This is a genomic window from Geovibrio sp. ADMFC3, assembly GCF_054687035.1.
Window position 1 is genome coordinate 2637597 of the sequence record NZ_BAAFZG010000002.1, and the last position, 26039, is coordinate 2663635.

A 26039-nucleotide genomic window follows, 5' to 3' on the forward strand; every position below is an offset into this window, starting at 1 on the left:
GCCCTGACACAGGGAGGATAAAAATAAATATCATTATGCTGATGACTGATCAGATATCAATGTATTTCATCGGAGGAGAGTTTATGAAAAAGCTTATAACAAGAATGCTGGTGGTTGCAGCTTTAGTAATTATGTCATTTTCAGCGGGACTGGCGGAAAACTGTCCCAGAGGTCAACTTGATAAAAAGTTCTGCGATCGCAACGGTGATCTGGTTGCTGATACTCCATCTGATACAAAAGGGCTTATTGACCCTTCCGTAATAATTTTCAGCTATACTCCTGTTGAGGATCCTGAAGTGTACAGAGGAGTGTGGGACAGTTTTCTTAAGCATATGGAAAAAACGACTGGTAAAAAGGTACAGTTTTTCCCTGTGCAGTCAAATGCTGCTCAGTTAGAGGCGATGAGATCAGGCAGGCTCCATGTGGCAGGTTTTAATACTGGCTCAAACCCTATAGCAGTTAACTGTGCAGGTTTTGTACCTTTTGCAATGATGGCAGCAGCAGACAATTCCTACGGGTATGAGATGGAGATTATTACTCATGTTGACAGTGGAATCAAAAGCGTAAGCGATCTGAAAGGCAAAACCCTTGCATTTACTTCTCCCACATCAAATTCAGGCTTCAAGGCTCCTTCTGCTCTTCTTAAAAGTGAATTCGGGCTTGAGGCTGACAAGGATTTTAAAACAGCCTTCAGTGGAAAGCACGACAACTCGATTCTTGGTGCTGTTAATAAAGATTATGACGCAGCAGCCATAGCCAACTCTGTAATGAAAAGAATGATTGACAGAAAGGTTGTGGACGGAACAAAAATTCGTTCAATTTATAAATCTCAGACATTCCCCACCACAGGTTATGGTCATGTTTACAATCTTAAACCTGAACTGGCGGAAAAGATCAAACAGGCATTTTTTACTTACGACTGGACAAATTCACCTCTGAAAGCTGAATTCAAAGCTGAAGACAAGTTTCTCCCAATTACTTTCAAGGAGCATTGGGATGTAATAAGAAAGATTGATGCCGCAAACGGTGTTACTTACGACTGCAAATAAAACCTGACAGGGGAAATAGGCGGCGGAGAGTTTCTCTCTGCCGCTTGTTTTTATGCGGTCGAAGACAGAACACCACGCTTTTAAGCGTGGATGAATGAGCCTTTCGACGGTATACTTTTCTATGGAAATCATTAAGACCTCTCACAGTGCTTATTACTTGAAATATCATGTAGTTTGGGTTTGTAAATACCGTCGAAAGATCCTGAAGCCTGGTGTCTGTTCTTATATTCGTAAAACGTTGCCCAGTTTATTGAGAAGTATGCCTGGCGTTGAAATAGAAGCCATTGGCTTTGACTTAGATCATTTGCATATGGTTATAATTATTCCTCCCAAATATAGTATTTCAGATGTTATGGGTAGATTAAAAAGCCAATTGGCTTCCCGTATGCGAAAATTTTTTGATTGGTTAGAAAAAGTATACTGGAATGAAAATATAGTGTGGTCGCCAGGCTACTTCGTTAGCAGTATTGGTTTGAATGAAGACGTAATTAAAAATTACGTCGAAATGCAAGGGCAACAGGATTCAGGACAGCTCAAGATTGAGCTGTAAAAAACATGCGATAGCATGGCGAAAGCATAGAACCCCGGGTTTACCCGGGGGTATCTATATGGAAGAAAAATGCTGGTATTAGAGAATCTTATAAAGAAATATGGAAGCGGAGATCTCGCCCTGAACGGAGTCAGCCTTAGATTTGACAAAGGCGAGATTGTAGCATTAATCGGACCATCCGGTGCTGGTAAAAGCACGCTGATTCGTTGTGTAAACCGGCTCGTTGAACCTACATCAGGCAGCATTGACGTCAACGGAAAAAACATAGCATCACTTAAAGGGACTGAACTGCGTAGGGCAAGACGAAAAATAGGAATGATATTTCAGGAATATGCCCTTGTTGAGCGACTGACTGTTATGGAGAACATACTCTCTGGAAGGCTAGGATATATGGGTTTCTGGAAGAGCTGGTTCAGGAAGTTTTCATCCGGAGATGTTGCAAAGGCTCTGAACCTGCTTGAGCGTGTGGGGCTTTCGGAACATTTTGATAAAAGGGCTGCTGCCCTTTCCGGCGGTCAGAGGCAGAGGGTAGGCATAGCCAGAGCGCTGCTTCAGGAGCCTGACCTGCTCCTTGTTGATGAACCAACCGCCAGTCTTGATCCCAAGACGGCAAGGCAGATAATGAGGCTGATAAAGGAGCTTTGCTCCGAAAGAAACCTTCTGGCTGTTATTAACCTGCATGATGTGGGGCTGGCTAAGATGTTTTCCGACAGGATCATCGGTCTCCGTAAGGGGAGAGTTGTTTTTGACGATACGCCTGATGAGCTGAATGATACAATCCTCACGGAAATATATGGTGAGGAGGACTGGAGCGGCAATGCTGATAAAAAGAAAGTGTCTGCTCAGGTGCGTGAACACAAGCATATGGAGAGCATGGATTATGCTCTGGCAAACGATTAGCGATGCCTCTTGTTCAGTCTGCCGGCGGTGTACGCTGGGAAAAAAGGAAAATTATTGAAAATACACCTCTCCGCATAACCTTGATCCTTGCGGGGGTTATTTATATAGCTTTGGCGCTGTCGTCAGTTGATGTCAACTGGGTCAGGGTACAGGAGGGAATGGGCAGAGGGCTTGCCTTTCTCGGCTCGTTTCTTCAGCCTGATTTCTTCTCAAGATCCGCAGAAATTTTTGAAGGAATATTGGAAAGCATCGCAATGACAGTTGTGGCGACTGCTGTCGGAATAATTCTTTCCATCCCTGTTGGTGTGGGAGCGGCGGGAAACATAGCTCCTTTTCCGGTTTACTTCATTTGCAGGAGCATAATCACTGTTTCCAGAACTTTTCCTGAAGTGATAATAGCGATTTTTTTTGTTGCGATGTTCGGCTTCGGGGTGCTTGCCGGAATGCTCACTCTTACATTTGCAACAGTGGGCTTTCTTGCGAAGCTTCTGGCTGATGATATTGAGGATATAGATCCCGTACAGACAGAAGCCATACGCTCCACAGGGGCGGGCTTTTTCCAGATTCTCACATGGAGTGTTCAGCCGCAGGTTATGCCGAGGCTCATAGGGCTTTCGGTTTACAGGTTAGATATAAACTTCAGAGAGTCTGCCGTTATAGGCATAGTTGGTGCGGGCGGAATAGGGGCAACTTTGAATACATCCATTGACAGATACGAGTATGACACAACGGCGGCGATACTTATAATAATCATTGTCATTGTTATGTGTGCCGAATATGTCTCCGGAATAATAAGAAAGAGGCTTCAATAGATATGCCGCTGATGAAAAAAAACGGGGCAGTGTGCTGGGTTCCTCGTGATTCAAAAAAACAGCTCGTTATCTGGTTCGGCTGGTTTATAGCCGTCATGATTGTTTTTTTCTGCTGGCAGAGTATATCAGCGAAAACCATGTGGGTCTTTGCAGCAGATGCACCCGAACAGCTTCGTCTGATGCTGATGAGGATGTTCCCGCCGAAGCTTGAGTATATGGACAAGCTTTGGAAGCCTCTGTGGGATACATTGAATATCGCCACTCTGGGTACTCTGCTTGGGGTAATTATTGCAGTGCCCGTGGCTTTTGCCGCTGCACTGAACACCACACCAAGCAAAAGGCTTGTCCGCCCGCTTGCTATGGTGATTCTTGTCTCAAGCAGATCTGTTAATTCTCTGATATGGGCGATTCTTTTGGTAACAATAGTCGGACCGGGGATACTGGCGGGCATCATAGCCATTGCCCTCCGTTCAATAGGCTTTGTAGGGAAGCTTCTTTATGAGGCGATTGAAGAGATAGATAAAACACAGGTGGAAGCTGTGACTGCTACGGGAGCAGCTCCGGCGCAGGTTTTTTCATACGGCATTGTACCGCAGATTATGCCTGCTTTTGCGGGGATAAGCCTTTACAGATGGGATATTAATATAAGGGAGTCAACGATTCTCGGATATGTAGGGGCAGGGGGAATAGGGCTGAACCTCAGCTCATCTCTGAGCATACTGGCTTGGTCTCAGGTATCCCTGATTCTGATAGCTGTGCTTATTACTGTTGTTGCGAGTGAGTGGATCTCCGCCAAGATAAGGAGCAGGCTTATTTAGGTTTCATGGGGTTGCGGCTTTCGCACGGCACACCCGCCTGACAAAGACCGCAGGCATTGACTTTGAATCCTGTGACCTTTTCAGTATATCTGACAGTTATTTCCCTGATATACTTCATGCAGATTTCTTTATCATGCCCTTCTTCGGTAATTGCTCCGGCGGGGCATCGTTTTATGCACGCCTTGCATTTTCCTTTGGCATGAAACAGGCAGTTGCCTAAATGGTGGTCGTATAACCTCACATCAGGCTCAAGTTTGGCTTCAATTATCACAGAGCCTATGCGGACGGCAATGCCGACATCGGTTATAAAACCGTCAGAGAGGCTGAATGTACCAAGTCCCGCTGCGTAGGCGGCGTGTCTTTCAGACCAGTTGGAGCAGATTCCGGCGGAGTCTGACTGCTGGTATGCCCATTCTTCTGCAATTGTGGGGGAGACAGCTCTGATTCCCTGCCCTTGAAAGAATTTCTGAATATCATCTCTTAACTGGTTATTGAAGTTTTCACCGTGGAGCCTCGAAAAAATCCATCTTCTCGATGGAAGGAGAGTGGCTTTTTTCTGCTCTTCAATTGTTTCATCAGTCTGCGGGAGAACCCAGCAGACCACAGTGAGGTTGTCAGGGTTAAAATCCGAATCAGGGTAGGCGGTTTTCATGGCATCAGCAGGAGTCCAGTAGAATTCACCTATCATTTCTCGGTATTTATCAAAAAGCGGATCCGCACCGGAAGCAAATCCCACAAGGGGAGATGCCCACGCTTTTTCGTTAATGGCGTGAAGATGATTTTCACCGGATGTTTCGGTGTATCTATGTATAAATTTAATAATACTGTTTTTAAGATCCGCATTTGCCATTTGTATTTCCTGCCTGCGAATATATTAATACAGCAATCTATTTAAGTCAAACAGCCTGTTTTCTGCCGTCAGTAAAACGGACAAAAAAAACCGCCCCCAGCAGGAGCGGTTTTTCAGATTGGTTCTTCTTCAGTCAGGTCTTATTTCCATTCAGGCTTCGGAGTGGCATCCGTTGAAGGAGGAAGCACGGGGTAATCCACTTTGGGCTGAACACCTGTAAGTGTTTTGAGGAAAGCAGTTATAAGCTTGCTATCGGAATCTGTGAGGGAAATGCCGAGCTGGGCAGAACCCATTATTGCCACAGCTTCTTCAAGGCTCCATACTTTACCGGAGTGGAAGTAGGGTGCTGTGTACTCTATGTTTCTGAGGCTGGGTGATTTGAAAACATATTCATCTGACGCTGTATTAGTAACAGAGAATCTTCCCTTGTCACCTGAAACTATTTTTGAGTCGGGTCTTTCAACAACGCCGAATGTGTAGTAGTCTTCTCCGCCCATGTTAACGCCGGCGTGACAGTCAGCACAGCCTTTGTTTATGAAAAGTTCAAGACCTTTTTTCTCGTCTTTGTTGAGGGCGTTTTTATCGCCTTTGAGGTAAAGGTCAAACTTTGAATCGGGAGTAAGGAGTGTTGCTTCAAAGGCTTCTATGGCTTTTGCCATATTGTCGAAGCTTACGGGGTCTTTATCGCCGGGGAAAGCTTTTTTGAAAAGTTCAGTATATTCGGGCATGCTTTTGAGAACAACAACAACTCTGTCGGGGGTGCTGTTCATTTCCACAGACGCCTGAACCGGTCCTTTTGCCTGTTCTTTAAGGTCAGCCGCTCTTCCGTCCCAGAACTGGGCAAGGTTGAAAACAGAGTTAAGAACAGTGGGAGCGTTTCTGGGTCCTTTCTGCCAGCCGTGACCTATGGAAGTTTCCTGATAGTCATCACCGCCGAAGCTGAGGTTATGACAGGTGTTACAGCTGAGAAGACTGCTTTTTGAAAGTCTGGGTTCAAAGAAAAGCATTTTGCCCAGTTCAACCTTGTCAAGAGTCATAGGGTTATCTTTAAGCGCAGGGGGCGCATAAGGAATGGGTTTGAAAATTCCGTTGGCATCTTCCTGAAGTTTTTCCGCAAACGCAGGACCGGATACAACGAGTGCCGCCATTAACACAAGCATAGATAAGAGTTTTTTTCTCATATAAATAAACCTCCTTAGTTGATGTTCGGACTATAACACAAAAATTTTTAAATGATAATATTTATTTTACGAAAAAAAATTTCGACTAAAATTGTGTTAATTTTAATTATTAATAGTGAAGAAGGAATCCTCTGAAAAAATTTTAACACTTTTTATAACTATATATGTATATTTTTTGCATAAAATTAATATGAACTGATTTTGTCAGTAATTTTCAGATACTTATGTGAACATTATGCTAACTTGAATTTTTCCGTGGTGGGAAACCAGTGCAGGCTGTATATTAATGATTCTGTGTTCGGGCGACACTCTTTTCCGGGGGTATGGGAATGTTTTCAGTAAAATTTTCTTCCGCTTGTTTTTTGCGGAGGTGCTTGCTTGCGGTTTTAATTCTGGCTGCTGCTTCCGGCTGCGGCGAGATGAAGAAACTATACAGCGGTAATATACCCATAGCCGAAGGAAGATTCACGTTCAAAGCCGCAGGAACAGATGTCACGATACCATATGAGGGAAATCTTAACGCTGAAAACACAGATGTACTCCTTATAATGATACATGATGATTCACTCAACCCTGTTTCATTCATGAGCAAGGGTCATTATGCTGCGGATGTGGCAGGAAACGGCAGAACTGCCGTAGTTGCGCCGCAGTTTCTGGAAAGGCGTGTGGTTGACAGAGAAAAGGGCATGCTGTTCTGGGACAGACGGTGGAGAGGCGGCGGCTATTCTCTCAGCAGCGGATTAAACAAAAATTTCCCATCAGTAACCTCCTTCAGCGTGCTTGAGATGATGATTGATTACTTTTACAGTAAAAATTCCGATACTCTGAAAAAAGTTATAATCGCAGGTCACGGCGGCGGGGCGCAGTTTGTAATTCAGTTTGCCGCTATGAATATGATAGAAAACCGGCTGGGTGCAAGGGGTGTCAAGTTTACTTATGTTGCGGCTAATCCTTCCAGCTATCTTTATCTTAACAAAGAACGTTTCAAAGATGAAAACGGACGTATAACCACACTGGCACAGTCACAGATAACCGGTTGTTTTTCTTATAATTCATATAAATACGGACTTGACGGTATATACGGCTATGGTGACGGAATACAGCAGCAGGACATAAGAAGCAATCTGCTGCACAGGCATATGGTATTCGTAGTCGGAAGACAGAATATCGGCAGGTCACTCTCTCTGGACAACTCATGCGGAGCAGAGATTCAGGGGAAAAACAGGTTTGAGCGGGCGCTGCTGTTCCGCCATCACCTTGAAAAAGTAAATGGCGGAGCATGTCCCAGCCACAAATGGCTGCTGCTTGACAGAGTGGGGCATAACCCTGATGTGGTTTTCTCAAACCATGATGTGATTAAGGCTATGTTTGCAGATAATTAGCCGTTTCTGCACACCTTGGCGGTTATCTTATCTGCTGTTTCATGATCCGGTTCAAAAGTGAATACGGAGACGCAGGAAACGGGCTTTGCGCCAATCATTGAGTTGAGAAAATAGCAGCTTTCAAAGTCTTCCAGTTCCCATAGGCGTACTTCACGCTCTTCAACGGGCAGAATCTCTTTTGCTATCTCAAGGCTTATGCTGTTCAGGCGGTTGTCGGGGAGAGTTGTGACGAACTTGTTTCCCTGCTTGAAAAGAACTGCCCCTGAAGCCGCCTCGTAGACCTCGTTATCCTCACTTATCAGCAGAGAGTTGTCATATCCGCCTTTGACGGCACGTTTCAGTGCAAGAAAAGGGTGTGCCCAGTTCATTGATTTATGCCTGTTAAGGTGTGAAATCTGGTGACGGTCATGAATATTCAGCCTGTATTCACTGATATCTGTGGTGTATTCATAGGCACTTATATCTGTTTCAGTGTCCCCTTCGGGGTTGATTTCAAAGGAGTATATGTTTATTTTGGCCCGCTTGCCGTTCAGTGAGTTAGCTTCTATAACGTTCAGCATATGCTGTTCGTAGTCCAGCTCTCTGAACCTGCATCCGTATTCCTCAAGGGAAGCTCTAAGCCTTTTCAGATGTCTGTCAAGGTGGCAGATTTCTTTGCCGTTATAGAGGATTGACTCAAAGAAGCCAAAACCGTATTTTGTGGCAGGCAGACCGAATCTTTCTTCGGGTTCAGTAAGTTTTCCGTTCCTGTATATAATCATCCGAAAACCTCCATAAATTTTTCCGCTTTGTTCATGGTTTCCTTATATTCAGACTGCGGATCCGAATCACTGACTATACCGCTGCCGGAATAAAAAGTGAATGTTTTTTCACTCGTATCAAAAATTCCGGTTCTTATGCAGATTGATGAATCCATATCCTTCTCACTGCTGATCTTTATCATACTACCGCAATACAGACCTCTGGAAAATGGTTCGAGAGTATCTATTATCTCCATGCTTCGTTTTTTAGGGCAGCCAGTTATAGAACCGCCGGGAAATGCGTCAAGGAGCAAATCGATAACATCCGAACCCTTTTTAAGTGTTCCGGTGACGTTGCCGTACATCTGGAGCAGGCTGTTTACACGGAAAACTGACTTAAACCCGCTGACCTGCACTGAGCCGAAAACGGAGTTTATGCTTATATCATTGCGGATCATGTCGATGATCATTGCCAGTTCGGCACATTCTTTAGGATTTTCGGTGAGTTTTGCTGTCTCCTCCGGTTCGTCTGTTAATGTGTACAGAGTTCCCTTTATCGGCTGGCTTAATATCTGTCCGTCTTTAACTTTTATGAATCTTTCCGGTGAACTGCTCAGTATCTTATGCTGTCCAGCGTCAAAGTATGCGGTGAATGCTGCGGGGGAGTCTCCGCTTAGGCGGAAAAACTCATTTACAGGTTCAAATGCAGGGTCTTTGAAGGAGTGGGACATTGTGTAATTGAGCTGGTATGTATTGCCGTTTTTAATCTCCTCAAGGGTGCGTCTGCACCCCGCTGTGTATTTAGCCATATCAGCAGATGAGGTAATTTTATTATTCCGGCTTATATGCCTATGCTGCGGCACTTGCGGGAGGTTTTTCAGCAGGTCGGTATCTCCGGTTATATCGTTATTGGAAAAGGTTATTTCCGATGAGTATTTCTTCAGTACACCGAAGGGAAAGTTACTTTTTTTAGATGATTTCACGCCACGCAGAAACATGCCGTAGTCATATGACAAAAAGCCTGCTGCTGTGCCTTTGTTGAAAGCAAAATTCTTAATCTCATCCTTTGGGGTGTGTTCATTTATTTCCAATGTACTGACAGGCTCGATAAAACATGTACATTCATCGCCGTTACAGAGGATATCTGTTTTGTATTTTGCTGATAACCGCCGGAGCAGATCACTTTGCCAATGCATATCTTATGAATTCCTCCCCTTTTTCGGTGAGAAAAGATTCCGGATGAAACTGGAATCCGGTGAACGGTTTTGTTTTGTGACGAATAATCATCGGCAGACCTTCGGTGTTTTCTGCCGTTATATCAAAACATTCCGCCACGCTGCCGCAATAGAGGGAGTGGTAGCGGGCGACAGTGTACGAATTATTCTGCCAGATTATTGTATCTGTTTTTCCGTGTACAGGTTCAGGGGCACGCATTGTCTGACCGCCGTGTATTTCATTGAGAATCTGCATACCCAGACATATTCCGGTGACCGGAACATGAAGCGCAGTTATGAACGAGTAAAGGGGATACTCAGCAGGGCAGCCGGGACCGGGTGAGATGAACAAGTGTCCGGCTTCCGGTAATTTGCTCTGTCCAAGCTTCATCCACGGGATAACCTCGGGCTCAAAACCTGAAACCCTGAAAACAAGGTGGGCAAGGTTATGTGTAAAGCTGTCATTGTTGTCTGATATGATTATTTTCATCTGCAAATAAATGAACGATATTACCGCAAAAATCAATATTTTCCGCAGAGAGAAGGTTTGTTCTTGATATTTTCCGCCCCCGCTGTAAAATTTCAGTTTCCGGTATAATTATATTGAGGGTTCTAAAATGAAAAAGATGCTTGTTACACTTCTTGCCGTAATCTGTGCGGCATCCGCTTATGCGGCTCCCGTCAAGGTTGGTATTTCTCAGATAGTGGAACACCCCGCTCTTGACGCCACAAGAAAAGGTATAATAGATGCTGTCAGCGCATGCGGATTTGCCGAAGGCAAAGACGTTATCTATGATGTGCAGATAGCGCAGGGCAATGTTGCCACTGCAAACCAGATTGCAAAAAAATTCGTGGGAGACAAGGATGATCTCGTTATCGGGATTGCCACCCCGAATTCACAGGCTCTGAAACAGGTTGTTGAAAAATCCGGGCTTAATATCCCCGTGATTTTTTCCGCTGTAACCGATCCAGTGGGTGCCAAACTTGTTCAGTCTATTGAGAAAACAGGCGGAAACATCACAGGCGTTTCGGATCTGACTCCTGTTAAGGCACAGCTTGAGGTTTTTAAAGAATTCGGCATCAAGGTTAAAACTATAGGCATTCTCTACAACCCCGGCGAGCAGAACAGCCGTGCCCTTGTTGATCTTGCTAAAGCTGCTGCGAAGGAGCTTGGAATCAAAATCATTGATGCTCCAGTGACAAACTCCAGCGGTGTTTACATGGCTGCGAAATCTCTCGTGGGCAGAGCAGACGGCATGTACGTTCCCACTGACAACACTGTGGTTTCCGCTTTGGAATCAGCGGTTCAGGTTTCCTATGAAACAAACATCCCTCTTATCATGGGCGATACTGACTCTGTAGTCAGAGGCGCTCTCGCTGCTAAAGGGTTTAATTACTATAAACACGGTGTTCAGACCGGGCAGATAGTCTGCCGTATTCTCAAAGGAGAAAAAGCGGAGAATATTCCCGTTGAGTTTCAGCAGGATCTTGAACTTTATGTAAACCTGAAAGCTGCAAAAGAGATGGGAGTAAAAGTTCCCGAAGCAGTGATAAAATCCGCTGATAAGGTTATCGAATGAGTTTATACGCGTTTTTCGGCGCGGTTGAGCAGGGACTTCTCTTCTCTATAATGGCTCTGGGGGTTTTTATCACTTTCAGAGCCCTCGATTTTCCGGATCTCTCCGTGGACGGCACTTTCCCTATGGGGGCTGCAATATCGGCGATCCTGATTTTCAACGGCGTCAACCCATGGATTACAATAGCAATAGCTGTGGCTGGCGGTGCGGCTGCGGGTGCAGTTACTGCCATACTAAATACACGGTTTAAGATTCTTAATCTCCTTGCGGGGATTCTCACTATGATTGCTCTCTATTCTGTAAACCTGCGTATTATGGGTATGCCGAATGTACCTCTTCTGGGGTTTGATACGGTTTTTACATCCCTTGAGAATACAGGTATTCCTGCGTATATGGCAAATGTTATCATTCTCGGTATTGTTGCACTGCTTGTGGGCATATTCCTCATATGGTTTTTTCATACAGAGGTGGGGCTTGCTCTCCGTGCCACAGGCGACAACATGAAGATGGTCAAGGCTCAGGGTGCAAGCACAAACCGTATGATTCTCATCGGCGTTGCCCTTGCGAACGGTCTTGTGGCACTTGCCGGAGCCCTTGCGGCACAGGTTCAGGGCTTTGCCGATGTCAGTATGGGTATAGGTACAATCGTGGCGGGACTTGCCTCGATTATCCTCGGCGAGGCTCTTATCAGCTCTGTCGGGGTTGTGCGTGCGGTGATCGGTGTTATTATCGGCTCCATTGCATACCGTATTGCCATTGCCATGGCTCTCACTATTAAAATAGGCGGCGTAAGCCTTTCTCCCAGTGACCTTAACCTGATTACAGCCATTCTGGTTGTTATAGCTCTGATGTTCCCCGGACTCAGAAGCAAAATCGGGGTGGTGGGCAAATGATAAGCATAGATAATGTAAAAAAAGTTTTTAATAGAGGCACTGTTAACGAAAACTGGGCAGTTAAAGGCGTTTCCCTCGACATAAAGCAGGGTAGCTTCGTGACTGTAATCGGCGGCAACGGCTCAGGCAAATCAACTCTTCTGAACCTTGTGGCCGGTTATCTCAAGCCTGATGAAGGCAGAATACTCATTGATGATGAAGATGTTTCTAATGTCAATGACTACAAAAGGGCATCTTACATCGGCATAGTTTTTCAGGATCCTCTGAGCGGTACTGCAAAGTCCTTAAGCATAGAGGAAAACCTTGCAATTGCAATGAAAAGAGGGAAGAAGCGTATGTTCGGCATGGGTGTAAAAAGCCGTGACCGTGACTTCTACCGTGAGCAGCTCCGCACTCTTGATCTTGGTCTTGAAGACAGGCTGAAGGATAAGGCAGGGCTTCTTTCCGGCGGACAGCGTCAGGCACTCACTCTTCTGATGGCTACTCTTGTGAAACCGAAAATCCTTCTTCTGGATGAGCATACTGCGGCGCTTGATCCCAAAACTGCGGATAAGATACTCAAGCTCACCATAAAGCTGGTTAATGAAAACAACCTCACTGCCATGATGGTCACTCACAATATGAAACAGGCTCTTAATCTGGGCGACAGAACTGTGATGATGCAGCTTGGCAAAAAGGTGCTTGATGTGGACGGCGAAGAGCGAAGTAAGCTTACTGTTACTGATCTCCTTGAGCTTTTCAGCAGGGAGCTGGGTGACGAAGCCTACGATGCAGGCATGCTTTGATATTGTTTAATATGTTTATATAGCACTGAAGGCGGTCCTAGTGACCGCCTTTTCCGTTCCCTCCGGAGCCCCCATGTCCGCCAGAACCGCCAGAACCAGAACCTCCGCCGTGCCCTCCGCCGGAGCTGCCGTTTCCGCCGCTGCCGTGTGAGCCGCTCATATCATGCCCCATCCTTTCTGCAAGAGATTCTGAGTTCATGTACCCGGCCTGCTCGGAAAAATTCTTTCTGTAGCCGTGTATCTCTGAACCGGAAAGGTTTCTGACTGCTTTTTCAGCAACTTCTGAGGCTTTTTCATCCGGTACTCCGTAGCGTACCATTTCCCTGTAAAGCATCATAGAGGCAACGGCGGTTTCGTTTTTTTCTGATTCTTTCACAGAAATCGCTTCCGCAGCTTTCATGAGTCCCTGCTCCTTTGCTCCGGCTGTTATGGCGTCTGCAACTGCGTCAGTTACTGTTTGCTCTGCTTCTGCGGATAGACCTGCTCTTCGTGTGATACGTTCCGCAGTTTCGTAACGGGAGCGAATTTGCTCCGCTGCTCTGACAACCGCTTCTTCCGGAGCTTTTTTGGCTATTCCTTCAAGCACCTTTTCGGCATATTTTTCAGGTGCGCTGTATTTTCCTGCGGCTATCATATCTCTTATTTTTCCAACAGAGTCTTCTGAATAGCCGCTTTTCCTTGTTTCCACTGCGAGTTTTTCTGCAATATTTTTCTCAACACGCATTTTTTGCGCTGTCCGGGCAAGGGAGTCATATACATCCTCTGCCTGTGCCGCCGTCAGCCCGCAGAGCATCAATATCGTGAAGAATATAAATTTTTTCATTCCTGCCTCTCATAAATACATATCTCTCCGCCGAAATCGTCCTGCTGCTTCATTTCGCAGTCAGGCAGAAATATACTGCCGTCAACGGTGAGAAAGTAGGTGAAGTGTTCGCTTTTCTTTATCATTGTCTGCCATTTACCGTCTTTAAGCCCTGTTTTGTTTTCCTGAAAACCGTCGGCGGAATGATACAGGCTCACCTGCTCCGCATCTTTTATGCGGAACGATGCTTCAAGCATTCCGTTTTTGGCAGTGAAGCTGTGCTGGGAACATCCTACACACAACATCAGGAAAAATACGGCAGTTCTTTTCAAATTTTTTCTCCTATGCTGATTATGGAGTTTTCACCACCGAAGTCATCAGCCTGCCTGGCTTTAACTGTCGGGTCAGGCATACGTTCCTTGCCATCCACAATAAATGAATAGGCATATTCACCATTGGTTAGAGGAAGCGATACCTGCCAGTATCCGGAAGAATCTGTTTTTTTCATTTCAATGGTGTTCCATCTGCTGAAACTGCCAGCCAGCTCAACCTTTTCTGCTTCAGGTATGTGGACAATGAATCTATATTCCGCTGGTGGTTGAACATTTTCAGCAGGTGCAGAGCCAAGTCGTAAAATCAGCAAAAGAACCGCTGCTGCCGCAGTCAGAGAAGATATTCCGAAGGGAATGAGGAAGTTTCTTCTTTTTTCCCTGAATACCGGAACAGGCGGAACAATAGTTTCCTGCTTTCTGAGAAGCTTTTCTGTTTCCAGCAGTTCAATTGTTTCGTCCGAAAAAGCTCTGTCCGTTCTAACTTCCTGAACAAAAGTGATTTTCTCATCCAGATTCAGCTCGTCATCAATAAACTGGCTGATCAGAACTTCTTTTTCGCTGTTCATTTTACGCTCTCCATGAGTATTGCTTTCAACTTTTTTCTTGCTCTGTGTATTTTGATTTTTATATTAGCTTCACTTAATCCGGTTACTGTGGAAATTTCGCTGTATTTTAATCCTCCCGCTGAACAAAGAGAGATAAGCTCCCTCTCGTCTTCCGCCAGCATTGAAAGGGCTCTGTTAAGAATAACTTGCTCCTCTTTCATGCTGTATAGATCTTCCGGGGTTTCAGATGTACTGCCTATATCTTCCGGCATTTCATCATAATTTTTCTTTTTTCTTTTCATGTCAATAAAAAGACTTTTTGCTACAGTATACAGAAGAGGCAGGGAAAATTTGTCAGGATATGTTCCTGCATATTTCAGAAAACACTCCTGATAAAGATCTTCTGCATCTTCCCTGCATCCGGAAATCTTCAGCAGATAGCCGAACAGTCTGGCTGAATTTTCTTCAAAAAAGCTCCGCAGTGAACTGTTTGAGTTCATTTGTTTCCCTGTTTATTATATCAGAGCGGAAGCTGTTTCTTCCGCCCATACGCTGTGAGAATGCTTATTCTGCTGTGCCGAAGCCTGTTCCGTCCTGCGGTGCGGGCTGTGTTCCGTCTCCTGCGCCGAGTCCTGTCCCGTCTTCAGGGTGAGTTCCGGTTCCATCTCCGTAGCCGCCTCTGCCTGATTTGCTGCTCCCGTCATTGCTGCTTCCACTTCCGTCACAGTCTCCTGAACCTCCGGAGCCTCCTGTGCTGCCGCCTGATGAACCTGAATCATGGGAAGAGCCGCCTTTCCCACTTCCGCCGGATGAACCGGATTCATGGGATGAGCCGCCTTTTCCATTGCCACCGCCCATCTTTGCATAGCTTACGCCTGCAATAGAGAATACCATCATAATTGCCACTAATGCTGAGAGAATTTTTTTCATGTTGTCCTCCTTAATGTTATGAACTCATAACGAAAGGGGATCAAAAAGGTTACAGAGTATTAAATGAAAAAGCGCAGTTTTTGTTTTTCTTTGCTTCGTAAAGTGCTTTATCCGCTTCAAGGAGAAGCTTTTCTTTTGTGTCTGTATTTTCGGGAATCATGGAACACAGACCGATGCTTACTGTCATAATTTTTTCTTTGAAAGAGATGGAATGAGGAACTGCCGCACTGCGTACTTCTGTTAATATATCATCTGCTATTTTGGCTGCACCTGCCAGATCCGTATCAGGAAGAAGGATAATAAATTCCTCTCCGCCGTATCTGGCTATTATGTCTGTGTTGCGTTTAAGGGATGACTTTATTATGTCTGCCATGTGCGCTATGCACTTATCGCCTGCGCTGTAGCCGTAGTCATCATTGTAAAGCTTGAAGTCATCCAGATCAACTATAAGCAGACCCAAAGGGCGTTTGATCCTCTTTGCCATGTTCCATTCATAAAGGAATATCTCATCAAAGAAGCGTCTGTTTGCGATTCCTGTAAGCTTGTCAGTATTGGATATTTCAAGAAGGTTTTTTTCCATTTTGTCATTTTTCTCTGCAATTTTCTTCATTGATGCTGAAATAAGGCGCATTTCAACAGGGTAAAACCGTTGATTAATCTCCTTAAGGAGCGGTTTCCCTTCCGCTGATTTGGCTGAATGCACTGCAAGTGTTTCAGCAGGTTCAATTATTATTTTTCGGAATACAAATGCAGATAAAATGAACACAAGGAGAGAAAAACTTGAAAAAATCAGATAAGACAAATGCAATGTGTGCGTTATTGCCATGTTTGATTCTCTTTTTATGGGGAAAAACAGACTCAAAACAGATTTTCCGCTTAGTTCCTTCAGAGTGAGGCTTATTTTTGCAGTATCACGGGAAAGAAACTCTACTGATATTATGCTGTTTACACTTTCCTTTACATAAGCTGATGATGCTGAAAGGCTGACTCTTGAAGAGCCTCTCTCAAACCCATAGCCTGAGTATATTTCGGTGAGGAACTTTTGATCGATGACATGTCCCATGAATATAAAGCCGCCGGCAGGTTTATCCGGATTTGCAGGCTTTACCGGACTTACACTTAATAAAACAGGGGTACCTGCGGAGGGCATGCCCAGTATCATGAATTTCCGTTTGCTGAAGGCGAGTTTTTCTATATAGCTTTTATTTTTGCGGATAACTCTTACAAGTTCCTCAACATAGGGGGCACACTCATCGGCATAGGCGGAGTAATATTCTGTGTAGTCTCTTCCTAAAAAAATCATGAACTGTGTGCCGATTTGATCAAAGATGAAATCGTTCAATCCGTCTTTCATGAAGGCGTCATTACCCTGCATAATGAATCTGTAGGTTTCATCCCTGCTTCCCCAGTCTGCGGTAAAGGAATGATAATAGGCGCCTTTCTGTTCAATTATCCCAGTAAGTATATCCGCCGTTCCTGCATAGTTTTGCAGTTCAGTCTTCTCTGACACTGAATACACCATACGAAGTGGAATAAACATAAAAATAACAGGTATAAGAGTGACAGAAACAATCACTGCGGCAATAATCGATTTCAGTCGCATTGTGTATCTCCGAACGGGTTTATAATACATTAAATTATCTTAGATGAAAACTCTATTTACTGCTTAACGACTTTTTAGAGGGCTGCGTTTTTTTTGCTAAGGCAAAATTTCCTGTTGTACAGGTAAACTGAATTTGGTAAAACTGGACTTAATTTATTGGGAATGTCCCATTACAGGAGATTTATAATGTCAACTTTCGAGATGATCACCAAAACATTCGGCGATTTTCTTAATGAAAAAGCCCGTACCCAGCCCGATAACGATGCGGTTGTTTATCCTTTCCGCAATATAAGGCTAACCTATAAACAACTCGATGACAAAACAGATCTCCTAGCAAAAGGGCTTCTTGTTCTGGGTATCAAAAAGGGCGACCATGTGGCTGTATGGTCAACGAATATTCCCGAATGGATAGACATGCTTTTTGCATGTACAAAAATAGGCGCCGTTTTGGTTACTGTTAACACTCTTTACCGCACAAGCGAGCTTGAGTATGTGCTTAAACAGTCAGACTCCACACATCTTTTTGTGATGGATGGTTTTAAAAATATCAACTACACGGACACAGTGTATGAGATTATGCCGGAACTTAAAAAATGTGATCCTGCTGAGGAGTTTATGTTCGATAAACTTCCTTTCCTTAAGAGAGTTGTGTACATCGGAGAGGACAGCAGGGAAGGCATGCTTCCATATGAAAAAATTTACGAACTCGGCGCAGCAGTGAGTTTTGAAGCGCTGGAAGCTGTTAAAAAGACCCTTGATATACATGATGTAATAAATATGCAGTACACATCAGGGACTACAGGTTTTCCCAAAGGTGTTATGCTCTCGCACTTTAACATACTTAACAACGCTTACGCCATAGGGCAGGGGATGAACTTCTCTAATGCGGACAGGCTCTGCATTCCCGTTCCTTTCTTTCACTGTTTCGGAGTTGTTCTCGGTATTATGGTGTGCATAAGCCACGGCGCAGCTATGATACCTGTTGAAGCCTTTAATCCTGTCACTGTTCTTCAGTCCATTGAAAAAGAAAGATGTACAGGCGTACACGGCGTTCCGACTATGTTTATCTCCATGCTTCAGCATCTTGAAGAACAGTCCTACGATGTAAGCACTCTCCGCACAGGCATAATGGCCGGTTCTCCTTGCCCTGTGGAGGTTATGCGTCAGGTTATTGATAAAATGAACATGACAGACATCACAATTGTTTACGGACAGACAGAAGCATCCCCGGGGATGACTCAGACAATGTATTCTGATGATATGAACAAACGCTGTGAAACCGTGGGCAGAGAACTGCCCGGAGCGGAGGTTATGGTTGTTGATCCTGATACAGGTATTGAATGCCCTGCCGGTGTGCAGGGAGAAATCTGGGGCAGGGGCTACAACGTAATGAAAGGCTACTACAAGATGGAAGAAGCCACCAGGAATGCCTACAGCCATGACGGCTGGCTTAAAACCGGAGATCTCGGGGTTAAAACGGAAGACGGCTACTTTGTAATAACCGGAAGAATAAAAGACATGATAATAAGAGGCGGAGAAAATATTTATCCCAGAGAGATAGAGGAGTTTCTTTATCTTCATCCTGACATTGAGGATGTTCAGGTGGTTGGTGTGCCGGATAAAAAATACGGCGAGGAAACCATGGCATTTATCCGCATGAGAACTCCCGAAAAGCGTCTGACAAAAGATGATATACATTCATTCTGCAAAGGGCGCATAGCCGATTATAAGATACCACGCTATATAGAGATGATCAGTGATTACCCCATGACAGCAAGCGGAAAGATACAGAAGTATAAGCTTCGTGAGCTGGCTGTGGAAAAGCTTAAGCTTGGGTAGTAAAGGGTTTTGTTAATGTAATGAAAGCCATGCAGTGTTACCTGCTGCATGGCTTTTTTTCTATTTAATCTCGATAAGCACACTGACGGGCTCTTTTACTCCCACTGATTTTCCGTAGTTGTTCAAGCGGTAAATACTTGCTTCGCTTAGTACCTGCCCCTTTTTGATAAGAAGGATACGGTCTGTTGTTTCAATATCCTCCATAACCACCATACCTTCTCTGAGATCCCTTATAAACAGTGATCTCTGTACGAAATTGTCTTTAGGCGAGACAACCTTCTCCAGTATTTCAATGAGTTTTATATCGTAAAGCTCCGGTTTTTCTTTCAATAGGCGTATTGCTTCGTAAACATCCGTTCCGCCTTTGGAAAGCATGTCGAAGTCGTTTATGATACGTATTATTCTTGCGCCGATGGGTATTTTGCTTCTTTGGGCTTCAGTAAAATTCTGTTTTTCGATCAGCTCCGCCACAATCTCCATGCGGGGAATATTTTTAATAAGCTGGGCGCCTATCTTAGGCACTTCGGCGTAGGCTGCTTCTTCTCCGGGGGAGAGTGGTTTGCCGGAGTATATCTTTTCCATTGTTTCCGCAGGCACGGCTGCGCAGCCAAGCTTACAGAGCATTGCGCCGATTTCTATCTGCCATTTATTATCGATATTCAGGTTGCGGAGCATCAGGTGGACAATACGCTTTATGCGCTCACTCTGACCGAAAGCCGCAGGGTTGGTGATTGCAAGCACATCGGTAAGAACTTTTATACTTCCCTGAAGTGTTCCCCGTAAAAGCTCTTTTTCTGCAACAATAAGCTGATAATGCTCAAGACAGGCATCGATATTTTTTGAGAGAATTTCCGGGGGGCATGGTTTGGTGAGAAACCGGAACACGTTGCCGTCGTTCACCGCAGAGATAGCTGTCTCCACATCAGCATAGCCCGTAATAAGCATTCTTACAGTATTTTTACTCAGCTCATATGCCTTGGTAAGAAACTGCACTCCGTTCATGTCAGGCATTTTGAAGTCAGAAATAATGACCGCAAAAGGCTTCTGTGTATTTTCTTTAATTATCTGCAGAGCTTCTGTCGGGGAAGGTGCTGTATGTACATCATACTTAAGCCTGAAAGAGCGTTTATAAGATGACAGAATGTTCAGATCATCATCCACAAAAAGAATTTTATTGTTCACCGTAAACCTCGTTACAGATTTTTCTGCACATATTTTCGAGTTCGCCCATTTTATTTGTGAGATTCATTCTGCTGACATAAATATCATCAATGGGGCGTATGGCGTAGTTTTCATTAAGCTTGACCAACCTGTGTTCAAAAACATTTCCCAGATACACCGAGGTAAGGACCCCTGCGTTTTCATCAACAGAAAGGTTAGGACAGTGGTGCAGATGTACCGCCTGAATAACTTCTTCATCAAAACCCCATAGGCTGAGAAGATAAGCCCCCACTTCTGCATGGGATGTGCCTATTACTTCTTTTTCCATTTCCCATATGGATTTGTTCTGTGTCCTTGCTTCTTCGATAACTACTTTGTAGGTTGTATTATAGTTTGTGATCAGAACAACTTTTCCAATGTCATGAAGCAGCCCTGCAATGGATGCCATGTCTGTGTGCTGTTTGCTCAGCCCGATTGATTTGGCTATAATTTTGGAAAGCCTCGCCACAAGGAGTGTGTGGTTGCGGAGCAAATCAAGGTTAAAATACTTTATCTGCCCTGTCTTGATTTCTGTAAAAATATGCTCGTTTACAATAAAACTTCGTATAGTGTCTGCTCCGAGAAGGGCTATGGCCTTTTCAGGGCTGGTTATTCTATTTATCAGTCCGAAAAAGGATGAGTTTACCAGTTTGAGGATGTTTGCGCTCATTGAGCTGTCTTCCGCAACGATACGGGCAATTGCCGCCACTGAATAGTCAGGGTTTTCCATCTCTTTGCTTATTCTCTGAAAAGTTACTGGCATAGTGGGCAGCATGGATATGCGGGAAACGATTCTTTTGGCTTCCTCGTTATGAAGAATCTGCCGGAATTTTAATGCCTGCTCAATAGTGTCCACAACCATTTCTGCATTACACGGTTTGGTGAGAAACTGATGCGCCAGTTTTGCAGCTTCCACAAGCATTTCATGTTCCGAGTGTCCGGACAAAACGACCCTGAAAACTTTGGGGTAATTGCTGCATACTTCTTTCAGCAGTTCAAGACCGTTCATTCCGGGCATAAGCATGTCTGTAATGATCACATGAATGTTATTTTTATCAAGAACTGCCAGAGCCTCTTTTCCGCTGGAGGCAAAGTGCATGTCCCATTGGTCTTTCATCTTAAAGAGCATGCGCTTAAGACCCTGAAGGACGTTAGGTTCATCATCAACGAAGAGCAGTCTGTATTTTTCCATAAAGCTTACGCCTCTGTAGCTTTGATTTTAATGTAGAAGGTTGTTCCTTCACCCACAGCAGACTCGAAATAGATCTGTCCGTTGTGTTTTTCTGCTATTATTGTGTGACATATTGAAAGTCCCTGACCTGTACCCTTGCCCACCTCTTTGGTAGTAAAAAACGGGTCAAAGACTTTATCTGCTATTGAGGGTGGAATGCCGCAGCCAGTATCCTTAACTTTTATCACTGCCATGCCGTTTTCAATTGATGTTGTAATAGTAATCAGTCCTTTTTTGCTCTCATCTTTATTTGCCTCTTTTATGGCGTGTGCAGCGTTTACAAGGAGATTGAGAAGAACCTGATTAAAATCAACGGAATTACCGAGTATTTTAGGGTTGAGGGGAGAAAGATTAAGCTGAACTTCGGCGTCATATTTCCATTCATTTCTGGCAACGGTGACAGTATTCTGAACTGAAGTGTTGACATCTATTATCGTTTGCTCCTCTGCACCGGGGTGTGAAAACATTTTCATTGCACGGACTATGGAGGACACCCTCTCTATTCCTTCAAGAGTTTGTTCAAGAGCGAGGGGAACCTCCTCTTTTATAAAATCTATTTCAAGCATGGGTTTCAGTATTTCAAATTTTTGCCTTGTTTCAGGGTCAACCTCATTAAGAGTGTCTTCAAAAGCCTTGTAGAAACGGAGAAAGCTTTCCATTACATCTTTGATAAAGTGGGTGTTGTCTCCTATGTACTGAATAGGGGTATTGATTTCATGGGCTATGCCTGCAGCGAGCTGACCTATTGATTCCATTTTTTGAGCTATGGCAAGCTGGCGTTCCAGCATTTTCTTTTCTGTAAGGTCAAAAAAGATAATTGCATAATGGCTTTTGCCCTGCCAGCGCACCTGAAGCACCGATTTGCTTACAGGAATGAATGTGTTGTCATCCAGAGTGATTATATAGTCGGTGTGGGTATCCGCCTTGTCTTTGGTGCTGCATATGAACTGCTCACAGTTTTTGCCTGTAAGGGGCAGATTCCCCTTCTTCAGCAGCTTGTCTGCTGTTGCGTTGGAGTAAACGATTGTTTGGGTGTCGGGATCAACAAGGACAATTGCCGCCTGAATCCCTGTGAGAATGGAATCAAGGAAAAGCCTGTTCTCCTCAAGTTCAAGCACAGACAGCGTGCGCTCTGTTATATCCTGAATTATTCCATTGAGCTCTGTGAATTTCCCGTTTGTAAGGACAGGCTCGGCAGATATGTTAATATATTTGACCTTACCTTCTACAATAAAACGTACGTCAAGAGAGTACGGCATGAAATCATTTCTGCTTTTGCTCCTTTTCTCCAGAAGTTTTTGCCTGTCCTCTTCGTGTATTATCTCCATAAGCTGATTTAAGGTTATTGTGTTGTTTGTAAACCCTGTAATGTTCATTGCTTCTGCGGAGATATGGTAAGCTTCCGTTCCGATCTTATGAATCCAGCTGCCGACTTTTGCTATACTCTGCGATTTGCTGAGAAGCCTTTCACTCTCCTCAAGCTTCATCTGCATTTTTTTATTTGAGAGAGTAATTCCAATGCTGACGCTTATTCGCTCAAAAAAGCGTATTATATCTTCCGTGAATGTGCCTTTGTCATGGGAGCAAATCTGCATTGCTCCTATGACACGATCCTGCGCAGAAAGAGGAATCAGTGCCAGTGAGCGGTAGCTTTGGTTGAGATCAATATTGACAAGACCTATGTTCTTGAAAATATCTTTATATTGTTCAACAGTACCGGGAAGGTCATTGCTCCAGAAACTTCCGCCGTAGGTCATAAAAGGCAGACCCTTAAGCTCATCTCTTTTATTAAGCACAACTTCGCATATACACGATCTGCACCTGCTGTTGGCAGGAGTTTCTGTTTCGTTGCCGCATAGAACATCACACTGATTGCTCAGTGTGTCTTCGGGGTTAACAGATTCAAAGAAGGAGAATCCCTCTTCATCCATCACACGTATAGCCACTTCGTCATAACCTGTATATTCTTTTACTATAAACAGTATATCGCTTGTAATGTTTCTGAATGATTCCTGCTGGTTCAAAAGTTCAAGAATCTGAATAGCAAGCTGAAGCTTATTTTTGTGGCTTTCGTGGAGTTTTTCTCTGGTTATGGCAGAAAAAGCAAGGTTAAGGTTAATTTTAAATACATCAGGCTGCATGGGCAGACGAATATAATAGTTCGGATTAACCTCTATTTTTGTTTCCGGATAAGCCCCGCATTCATCCACAATGATTACAGGTATGGAATTGAAATCACAGAATTTCAAAACTTCAAGAAGCTGCACAATGGAACAGTCCGAAGTGAAATAATAAATTATAACAAACGGAGATGTTTTCCTGAAAGTTTTCTCAAGTTCATCCGGAGAAGAAAAAACCTTTTCAGGCGTATGTCCCGCCTGCCCGAGAAGAGATAAAAAATCATTTGTTTTGGCTTCGTTATCTGATAATACGGCAAGCCTATATTCTTTGACCACTGCACACCGCCTGAAAGTGAACTCAATTTATTCTGTTTCTTCCGGTTTGTGTTGTGTTTATGTGTGTTGGTCATATTTTACTGCAATATATGCAATTTTCAAGGTGAAATAGGCACGGTGTGTATAACTCCTAACCCTATTTGAGTACAAAAGTGTGTTTTAACAAGTGTTTATATTTTGGATAAAATTTACTGCTGAAACCATCCGGTTTCAAATCACGCTAAGTGCATTTTACTGTGCCGCATGCAGCAGAAGAGTATTGATTACAATCCCCCCGGCAGTAAGCCAGATAAACATAACAGCAGCGCATATAAGAGGAGCAGCCCCGACGCTTTTTATCCGTTCTGTCCTTGTATCAATCCCCAGAGACGCCATTGATGCCGCCAGCATAAATGTGTCTGCTGTGTTGACTGCATTAAGCATGTTCGCCGGTATATGTACAAAAGTATTAATAACAACCACGCCGACAAACATAAAAGCAAACCATGGAACCTGTATTCTTGAACCGCTTTTACCTCTGCTTACAGCGGCGCTTAACAAAAGAAGAAACGGTGCAAGAAGCATGACTCTGCCGAGTTTTGTTATCACGGCTGTTTCCGGCGCATGTACTGCTTCTCCGGCAGCAACCGCCTGTGCAACTTCGTGAATGGTTGATCCTATATATATTCCGAATTCGTTGCTGCTTAAGCCTGAAATATTAAAGACAAGAGGGTAGAGAAACATTGCCAGTGTGCCGAAAAGAACCACTGTTCCCACCGCCGCCGCTGTTTTGTGAGGTTCTGGTTTGATCACAGCTTCCGCAGCCATTACAGCCGCAGCTCCGCATATGGAACTGCCTGCTGCACAAAGAATTGCAGTGTCTCTGTCCATCCTGAGAAGTTTGGCTATCGCCAGTCCAATGGCAAATGTAGTTGTAAGCATAATGATATCAGCAAGAATGCCTGCCGTGCCAATGGCAGCTATTTGAGTGAATGTGATTCTGAAACCGAAGAGAACCACGGCAAGGCGCAGGATTCTTTTCTGGCAGAATGCGAAGCCTGCACTCCATGAAGCGGGTATAAATCTGCCAGCGGTATTTCCCGCCACTATCCCCAAAACTATTGCTATTACAACGGGAGAAAGACCGGCTTTTTTTATAAAAGATATTTCTGCTATAATATATGCAGCTGCACTTAAAAGAGCTGTAAATAGTGTTCCTTTTATGAATCCGTGATTAAGATTAACTTTCATTTTTAACTCCGCTGTTAGATTATTCTTGAAATATAGTAAAAAAATAATATAAGTAAAATATAATGATTTGATTATATCGATAAGGAAAAGTGAATGAATGTGACATTAAGACAGATTGAAGTATTTCTGGCTGTAGCCAATTTTTCGCATGTCGGTAAAGCTGCAGAAGCGCTTAACATATCTCAGTCAGCGGTGAGTATGGCTTTAAGTCAGTTTGAAGAGGCTGTAAGCGAGAAGCTTTTCGACAGATCATCCAGAAAAATTTTTCTGAATGACGCAGGGAAAAAACTGCTTCCATTTGCACGTAAAGCTTACGAGGCAGCCGCTGAGGTGGAAAACTTCAGAAGTGACGGCAGAGTAAAAGGACGCCTGAAGATAGGAGCAAGCACCACGATAGGGAATTATCTTCTCCCTTTTATAATAGGAGGGTTTGCTGAAAAATTTCCCGATACTGAAATAGTAATGGAGGTGGGCAACACCGCTGTCATATCCAAAGGCGTTATGGAACATGAACTTGACCTTGGATTTACCGAGGGTCCTGTAGATGAAGATGAAATAACGGAGTTTTTTTGGCGCAAAGACAAACTTACCGTTTTTGCTCCAGTAAGTTTTATTGAAGAAAATTATAAGCCGGATAAACCTGTCTGGATCATCCGTGAAAAAGGTTCAGGAACCAGAGAGGTTTTTGAGTCCGCCATGGAGAAAGCCGGTATCGGTTTTAAAATTAAAATGGAACTTGGACACACCGAAGCAATAAAAAAGGCAGTGGAAGCAGGGCTCGGAATAGGGTGTCTGTCGGAGCTTGCCGTCAGCGGAGAAATAGGAAGAGGTGTTTTCCGGCGCCTTAATTTCAAAAATGCAGACTTCTCAAGAGATCTCAACTTTATATTCAGAAAAGACAAGCACTTTACTGCCTCAATGAAGGCTCTTATAGATTACTGTTTAAAAGAGGGCATAAAAACAGCCGGGTACCCCGATTAAGTGCCCGGCTGTTTTGTATGTAAGGGGAGAGAGAACAAGTTGCTAAAGCTTGTCCTTTCCTATGTTGACACTTATATAATATTTTAGTTCGGATTTTTTTTCAATTTCTTTTGTAAAAAAAATCTGTCCTTCTATTATC

26 protein-coding genes are annotated in these 26039 nt (G+C 44.0%); 11 read left to right on the top strand and 15 right to left on the bottom strand.

The features are described from left to right. The first annotated feature begins 83 nt into the window (after positions 1-83). From phnD to phnE (ACYRYY_RS12895), 5 genes are all read left to right on the top strand, one after another. Positions 84-1049, top strand: coding sequence for a phosphate/phosphite/phosphonate ABC transporter substrate-binding protein (gene phnD, locus ACYRYY_RS12875; RefSeq protein WP_460216000.1), 966 nt, complete (start codon positions 84-86; stop codon positions 1047-1049). A gap of 121 nt (positions 1050-1170) precedes the next feature. Then, positions 1171-1599, top strand: a complete 429-nt coding sequence (gene tnpA / locus ACYRYY_RS12880) for an IS200/IS605 family transposase (protein WP_460213496.1) — start codon at positions 1171-1173, stop codon at positions 1597-1599. Between the two features lie 69 nt (positions 1600-1668). After that, positions 1669-2499 carry a phosphonate ABC transporter ATP-binding protein gene (phnC, locus tag ACYRYY_RS12885; protein WP_460216001.1) on the top strand — a complete coding sequence of 277 codons (831 nt, stop codon included), beginning with the start codon at positions 1669-1671 and terminating at the stop codon, positions 2497-2499. A gap of 2 nt (positions 2500-2501) precedes the next feature. Next, positions 2502-3311 (top strand): phosphonate ABC transporter, permease protein PhnE, encoded by an 810-nt coding sequence (phnE, locus tag ACYRYY_RS12890; protein WP_460216002.1) that lies wholly within the window; start codon positions 2502-2504, stop codon positions 3309-3311. 2 nt (positions 3312-3313) lie between these two features. Then, on the top strand, positions 3314-4129 hold the full coding sequence (gene phnE, locus ACYRYY_RS12895; RefSeq protein WP_460216003.1) for a phosphonate ABC transporter, permease protein PhnE: 816 nt from the start codon (positions 3314-3316) through the stop codon (positions 4127-4129). On the opposite strand, the gene ACYRYY_RS12900 is transcribed toward phnE (ACYRYY_RS12895), so the two are convergent. Beyond that, positions 4122-4979, bottom strand: a complete 858-nt coding sequence (locus ACYRYY_RS12900; protein ID WP_460216004.1) for an epoxyqueuosine reductase — start codon at positions 4977-4979, stop codon at positions 4122-4124. The genes phnE (ACYRYY_RS12895) and ACYRYY_RS12900 overlap by 8 nt on opposite strands. A 140-nt stretch (positions 4980-5119) precedes the next feature. Continuing rightward, positions 5120-6160 (bottom strand): cytochrome-c peroxidase, encoded by a 1041-nt coding sequence (locus ACYRYY_RS12905; protein WP_460216005.1) that lies wholly within the window; start codon positions 6158-6160, stop codon positions 5120-5122. Between the two features lie 374 nt (positions 6161-6534). Here ACYRYY_RS12905 and ACYRYY_RS12910 point away from each other — a divergent pair, with 374 nt between their 5' ends. Next, on the top strand, positions 6535-7542 hold the full coding sequence (locus tag ACYRYY_RS12910; RefSeq protein ID WP_460216006.1) for a hypothetical protein: 1008 nt from the start codon (positions 6535-6537) through the stop codon (positions 7540-7542). Here ACYRYY_RS12910 and ACYRYY_RS12915 read toward each other — a convergent pair. From ACYRYY_RS12915 to ACYRYY_RS12925, 3 genes are read right to left on the bottom strand one after another with little or no spacing between them, the layout of a single operon-like run. Next, a complete protein-coding gene (locus ACYRYY_RS12915; protein WP_460216007.1) occupies positions 7539-8303 on the bottom strand; it encodes an aminotransferase class IV in 765 nt (254 codons plus the stop codon). The genes ACYRYY_RS12910 and ACYRYY_RS12915 overlap by 4 nt on opposite strands. Next, complete coding sequence (locus ACYRYY_RS12920; RefSeq protein ID WP_460216008.1) at positions 8300-9478, bottom strand: chorismate-binding protein; 1179 nt, start codon at positions 9476-9478, stop codon at positions 8300-8302. The genes ACYRYY_RS12915 and ACYRYY_RS12920 overlap by 4 nt, the downstream gene beginning before the upstream one ends. Further along, positions 9462-10022, bottom strand: coding sequence for an anthranilate synthase component II (locus ACYRYY_RS12925; RefSeq protein ID WP_460216009.1), 561 nt, complete (start codon positions 10020-10022; stop codon positions 9462-9464). Before ACYRYY_RS12925 ends, ACYRYY_RS12920 begins: the two co-directional genes overlap by 17 nt. A gap of 91 nt (positions 10023-10113) precedes the next feature. Between ACYRYY_RS12925 and ACYRYY_RS12930 the strand changes: the two genes are divergently transcribed. Genes ACYRYY_RS12930 through ACYRYY_RS12940 form a run of 3 tightly spaced genes read left to right on the top strand, consistent with a single transcriptional unit; the run spans position 10114 to position 12751 of the window. Continuing rightward, positions 10114-11076 (top strand): ABC transporter substrate-binding protein, encoded by a 963-nt coding sequence (locus ACYRYY_RS12930; protein WP_460216010.1) that lies wholly within the window; start codon positions 10114-10116, stop codon positions 11074-11076. Continuing rightward, on the top strand, positions 11073-11966 hold the full coding sequence (locus ACYRYY_RS12935; RefSeq protein WP_460216011.1) for an ABC transporter permease: 894 nt from the start codon (positions 11073-11075) through the stop codon (positions 11964-11966). The genes ACYRYY_RS12930 and ACYRYY_RS12935 overlap by 4 nt, the downstream gene beginning before the upstream one ends. Next, positions 11963-12751 (top strand): ABC transporter ATP-binding protein, encoded by a 789-nt coding sequence (locus tag ACYRYY_RS12940; RefSeq protein WP_460216012.1) that lies wholly within the window; start codon positions 11963-11965, stop codon positions 12749-12751. Before ACYRYY_RS12935 ends, ACYRYY_RS12940 begins: the two co-directional genes overlap by 4 nt. A 37-nt stretch (positions 12752-12788) precedes the next feature. On the opposite strand, the gene ACYRYY_RS12945 is transcribed toward ACYRYY_RS12940, so the two are convergent. The 6 genes from ACYRYY_RS12945 to ACYRYY_RS12970 form a co-directional block, all read right to left on the bottom strand. Further along, positions 12789-13574 carry a hypothetical protein gene (locus ACYRYY_RS12945; protein ID WP_460216013.1) on the bottom strand — a complete coding sequence of 262 codons (786 nt, stop codon included), beginning with the start codon at positions 13572-13574 and terminating at the stop codon, positions 12789-12791. After that, on the bottom strand, positions 13571-13885 hold the full coding sequence (locus tag ACYRYY_RS12950) for a hypothetical protein (protein ID WP_460216014.1): 315 nt from the start codon (positions 13883-13885) through the stop codon (positions 13571-13573). Before ACYRYY_RS12950 ends, ACYRYY_RS12945 begins: the two co-directional genes overlap by 4 nt. Then, complete coding sequence (locus tag ACYRYY_RS12955) at positions 13882-14451, bottom strand: glycogen-binding domain-containing protein (RefSeq protein ID WP_460216015.1); 570 nt, start codon at positions 14449-14451, stop codon at positions 13882-13884. Before ACYRYY_RS12955 ends, ACYRYY_RS12950 begins: the two co-directional genes overlap by 4 nt. Beyond that, positions 14448-14930 (bottom strand): RNA polymerase sigma factor, encoded by a 483-nt coding sequence (locus ACYRYY_RS12960; protein WP_460216016.1) that lies wholly within the window; start codon positions 14928-14930, stop codon positions 14448-14450. The genes ACYRYY_RS12955 and ACYRYY_RS12960 overlap by 4 nt, the downstream gene beginning before the upstream one ends. Positions 14931-14994: 64 nt before the next feature. Beyond that, the gene (locus ACYRYY_RS12965) at positions 14995-15360 is read right to left on the bottom strand and encodes a hypothetical protein (protein WP_460216017.1); all 366 of its coding nucleotides are present in this window, start codon (positions 15358-15360) and stop codon (positions 14995-14997) included. A 49-nt stretch (positions 15361-15409) separates the two neighbouring features. Continuing rightward, entirely contained in the window at positions 15410-16963 is a 1554-nt protein-coding gene (locus ACYRYY_RS12970) for a sensor domain-containing diguanylate cyclase (RefSeq protein ID WP_460216018.1), read from the bottom strand. A 186-nt stretch (positions 16964-17149) separates the two neighbouring features. Here ACYRYY_RS12970 and ACYRYY_RS12975 point away from each other — a divergent pair, with 186 nt between their 5' ends. After that, a complete protein-coding gene (locus tag ACYRYY_RS12975) occupies positions 17150-18802 on the top strand; it encodes an AMP-binding protein (RefSeq protein ID WP_460216019.1) in 1653 nt (550 codons plus the stop codon). Between the two features lie 60 nt (positions 18803-18862). Here ACYRYY_RS12975 and ACYRYY_RS12980 read toward each other — a convergent pair whose 3' ends face one another. The 4 genes from ACYRYY_RS12980 to ACYRYY_RS12995 all read right to left on the bottom strand — a co-directional run bounded on the left by ACYRYY_RS12980 (position 18863) and on the right by ACYRYY_RS12995 (position 24919). Further along, complete coding sequence (locus ACYRYY_RS12980) at positions 18863-19984, bottom strand: HD domain-containing phosphohydrolase (protein WP_460216020.1); 1122 nt, start codon at positions 19982-19984, stop codon at positions 18863-18865. Continuing rightward, positions 19974-21194: an HDOD domain-containing protein gene (locus ACYRYY_RS12985; RefSeq protein WP_460216021.1), complete on the bottom strand. Its 1221-nt coding sequence runs from the start codon at positions 21192-21194 to the stop codon at positions 19974-19976. Before ACYRYY_RS12985 ends, ACYRYY_RS12980 begins: the two co-directional genes overlap by 11 nt. A gap of 5 nt (positions 21195-21199) precedes the next feature. Next, the gene (locus ACYRYY_RS12990; RefSeq protein WP_460216022.1) at positions 21200-23689 is read right to left on the bottom strand and encodes an ATP-binding protein; all 2490 of its coding nucleotides are present in this window, start codon (positions 23687-23689) and stop codon (positions 21200-21202) included. Between the two features lie 231 nt (positions 23690-23920). Then, the gene (locus tag ACYRYY_RS12995; protein WP_460216023.1) at positions 23921-24919 is read right to left on the bottom strand and encodes a YeiH family protein; all 999 of its coding nucleotides are present in this window, start codon (positions 24917-24919) and stop codon (positions 23921-23923) included. A gap of 93 nt (positions 24920-25012) precedes the next feature. On the opposite strand from ACYRYY_RS12995, the gene ACYRYY_RS13000 reads away from it, so the two are divergent. Beyond that, on the top strand, positions 25013-25900 hold the full coding sequence (locus tag ACYRYY_RS13000; protein ID WP_460216024.1) for a LysR substrate-binding domain-containing protein: 888 nt from the start codon (positions 25013-25015) through the stop codon (positions 25898-25900). Positions 25901-26039 lie beyond the last annotated feature (139 nt).

Excerpts from the sequence above, each read along its gene's own strand:
- phnD (WP_460216000.1), top strand. The coding sequence starts at position 84 with ATGAAAAAGCTTATAACAAGAATGCTGGTGGTTGCAGCTTTAGTAATT.
- tnpA (WP_460213496.1), top strand. The coding sequence starts at position 1,171 with ATGGAAATCATTAAGACCTCTCACAGTGCTTATTACTTGAAATATCAT.
- phnC (WP_460216001.1), top strand. The coding sequence starts at position 1,669 with ATGCTGGTATTAGAGAATCTTATAAAGAAATATGGAAGCGGAGATCTC.
- phnE (WP_460216002.1), top strand. The coding sequence starts at position 2,502 with ATGCCTCTTGTTCAGTCTGCCGGCGGTGTACGCTGGGAAAAAAGGAAA.
- phnE (WP_460216003.1), top strand. The coding sequence starts at position 3,314 with ATGCCGCTGATGAAAAAAAACGGGGCAGTGTGCTGGGTTCCTCGTGAT.
- ACYRYY_RS12900 (WP_460216004.1), bottom strand. The coding sequence starts at position 4,979 with ATGGCAAATGCGGATCTTAAAAACAGTATTATTAAATTTATACATAGA.
- ACYRYY_RS12905 (WP_460216005.1), bottom strand. The coding sequence starts at position 6,160 with ATGAGAAAAAAACTCTTATCTATGCTTGTGTTAATGGCGGCACTCGTT.
- ACYRYY_RS12915 (WP_460216007.1), bottom strand. The coding sequence starts at position 8,303 with ATGATTATATACAGGAACGGAAAACTTACTGAACCCGAAGAAAGATTC.
- ACYRYY_RS12920 (WP_460216008.1), bottom strand. The coding sequence starts at position 9,478 with ATGCATTGGCAAAGTGATCTGCTCCGGCGGTTATCAGCAAAATACAAA.
- ACYRYY_RS12930 (WP_460216010.1), top strand. The coding sequence starts at position 10,114 with ATGAAAAAGATGCTTGTTACACTTCTTGCCGTAATCTGTGCGGCATCC.
- ACYRYY_RS12935 (WP_460216011.1), top strand. The coding sequence starts at position 11,073 with ATGAGTTTATACGCGTTTTTCGGCGCGGTTGAGCAGGGACTTCTCTTC.
- ACYRYY_RS12940 (WP_460216012.1), top strand. The coding sequence starts at position 11,963 with ATGATAAGCATAGATAATGTAAAAAAAGTTTTTAATAGAGGCACTGTT.
- ACYRYY_RS12945 (WP_460216013.1), bottom strand. The coding sequence starts at position 13,574 with ATGAAAAAATTTATATTCTTCACGATATTGATGCTCTGCGGGCTGACG.
- ACYRYY_RS12955 (WP_460216015.1), bottom strand. The coding sequence starts at position 14,451 with ATGAACAGCGAAAAAGAAGTTCTGATCAGCCAGTTTATTGATGACGAG.
- ACYRYY_RS12960 (WP_460216016.1), bottom strand. The coding sequence starts at position 14,930 with ATGAACTCAAACAGTTCACTGCGGAGCTTTTTTGAAGAAAATTCAGCC.
- ACYRYY_RS12965 (WP_460216017.1), bottom strand. The coding sequence starts at position 15,360 with ATGAAAAAAATTCTCTCAGCATTAGTGGCAATTATGATGGTATTCTCT.
- ACYRYY_RS12970 (WP_460216018.1), bottom strand. The coding sequence starts at position 16,963 with ATGCGACTGAAATCGATTATTGCCGCAGTGATTGTTTCTGTCACTCTT.
- ACYRYY_RS12975 (WP_460216019.1), top strand. The coding sequence starts at position 17,150 with ATGTCAACTTTCGAGATGATCACCAAAACATTCGGCGATTTTCTTAAT.
- ACYRYY_RS12985 (WP_460216021.1), bottom strand. The coding sequence starts at position 21,194 with ATGGAAAAATACAGACTGCTCTTCGTTGATGATGAACCTAACGTCCTT.
- ACYRYY_RS12995 (WP_460216023.1), bottom strand. The coding sequence starts at position 24,919 with ATGAAAGTTAATCTTAATCACGGATTCATAAAAGGAACACTATTTACA.
- ACYRYY_RS13000 (WP_460216024.1), top strand. The coding sequence starts at position 25,013 with ATGAATGTGACATTAAGACAGATTGAAGTATTTCTGGCTGTAGCCAAT.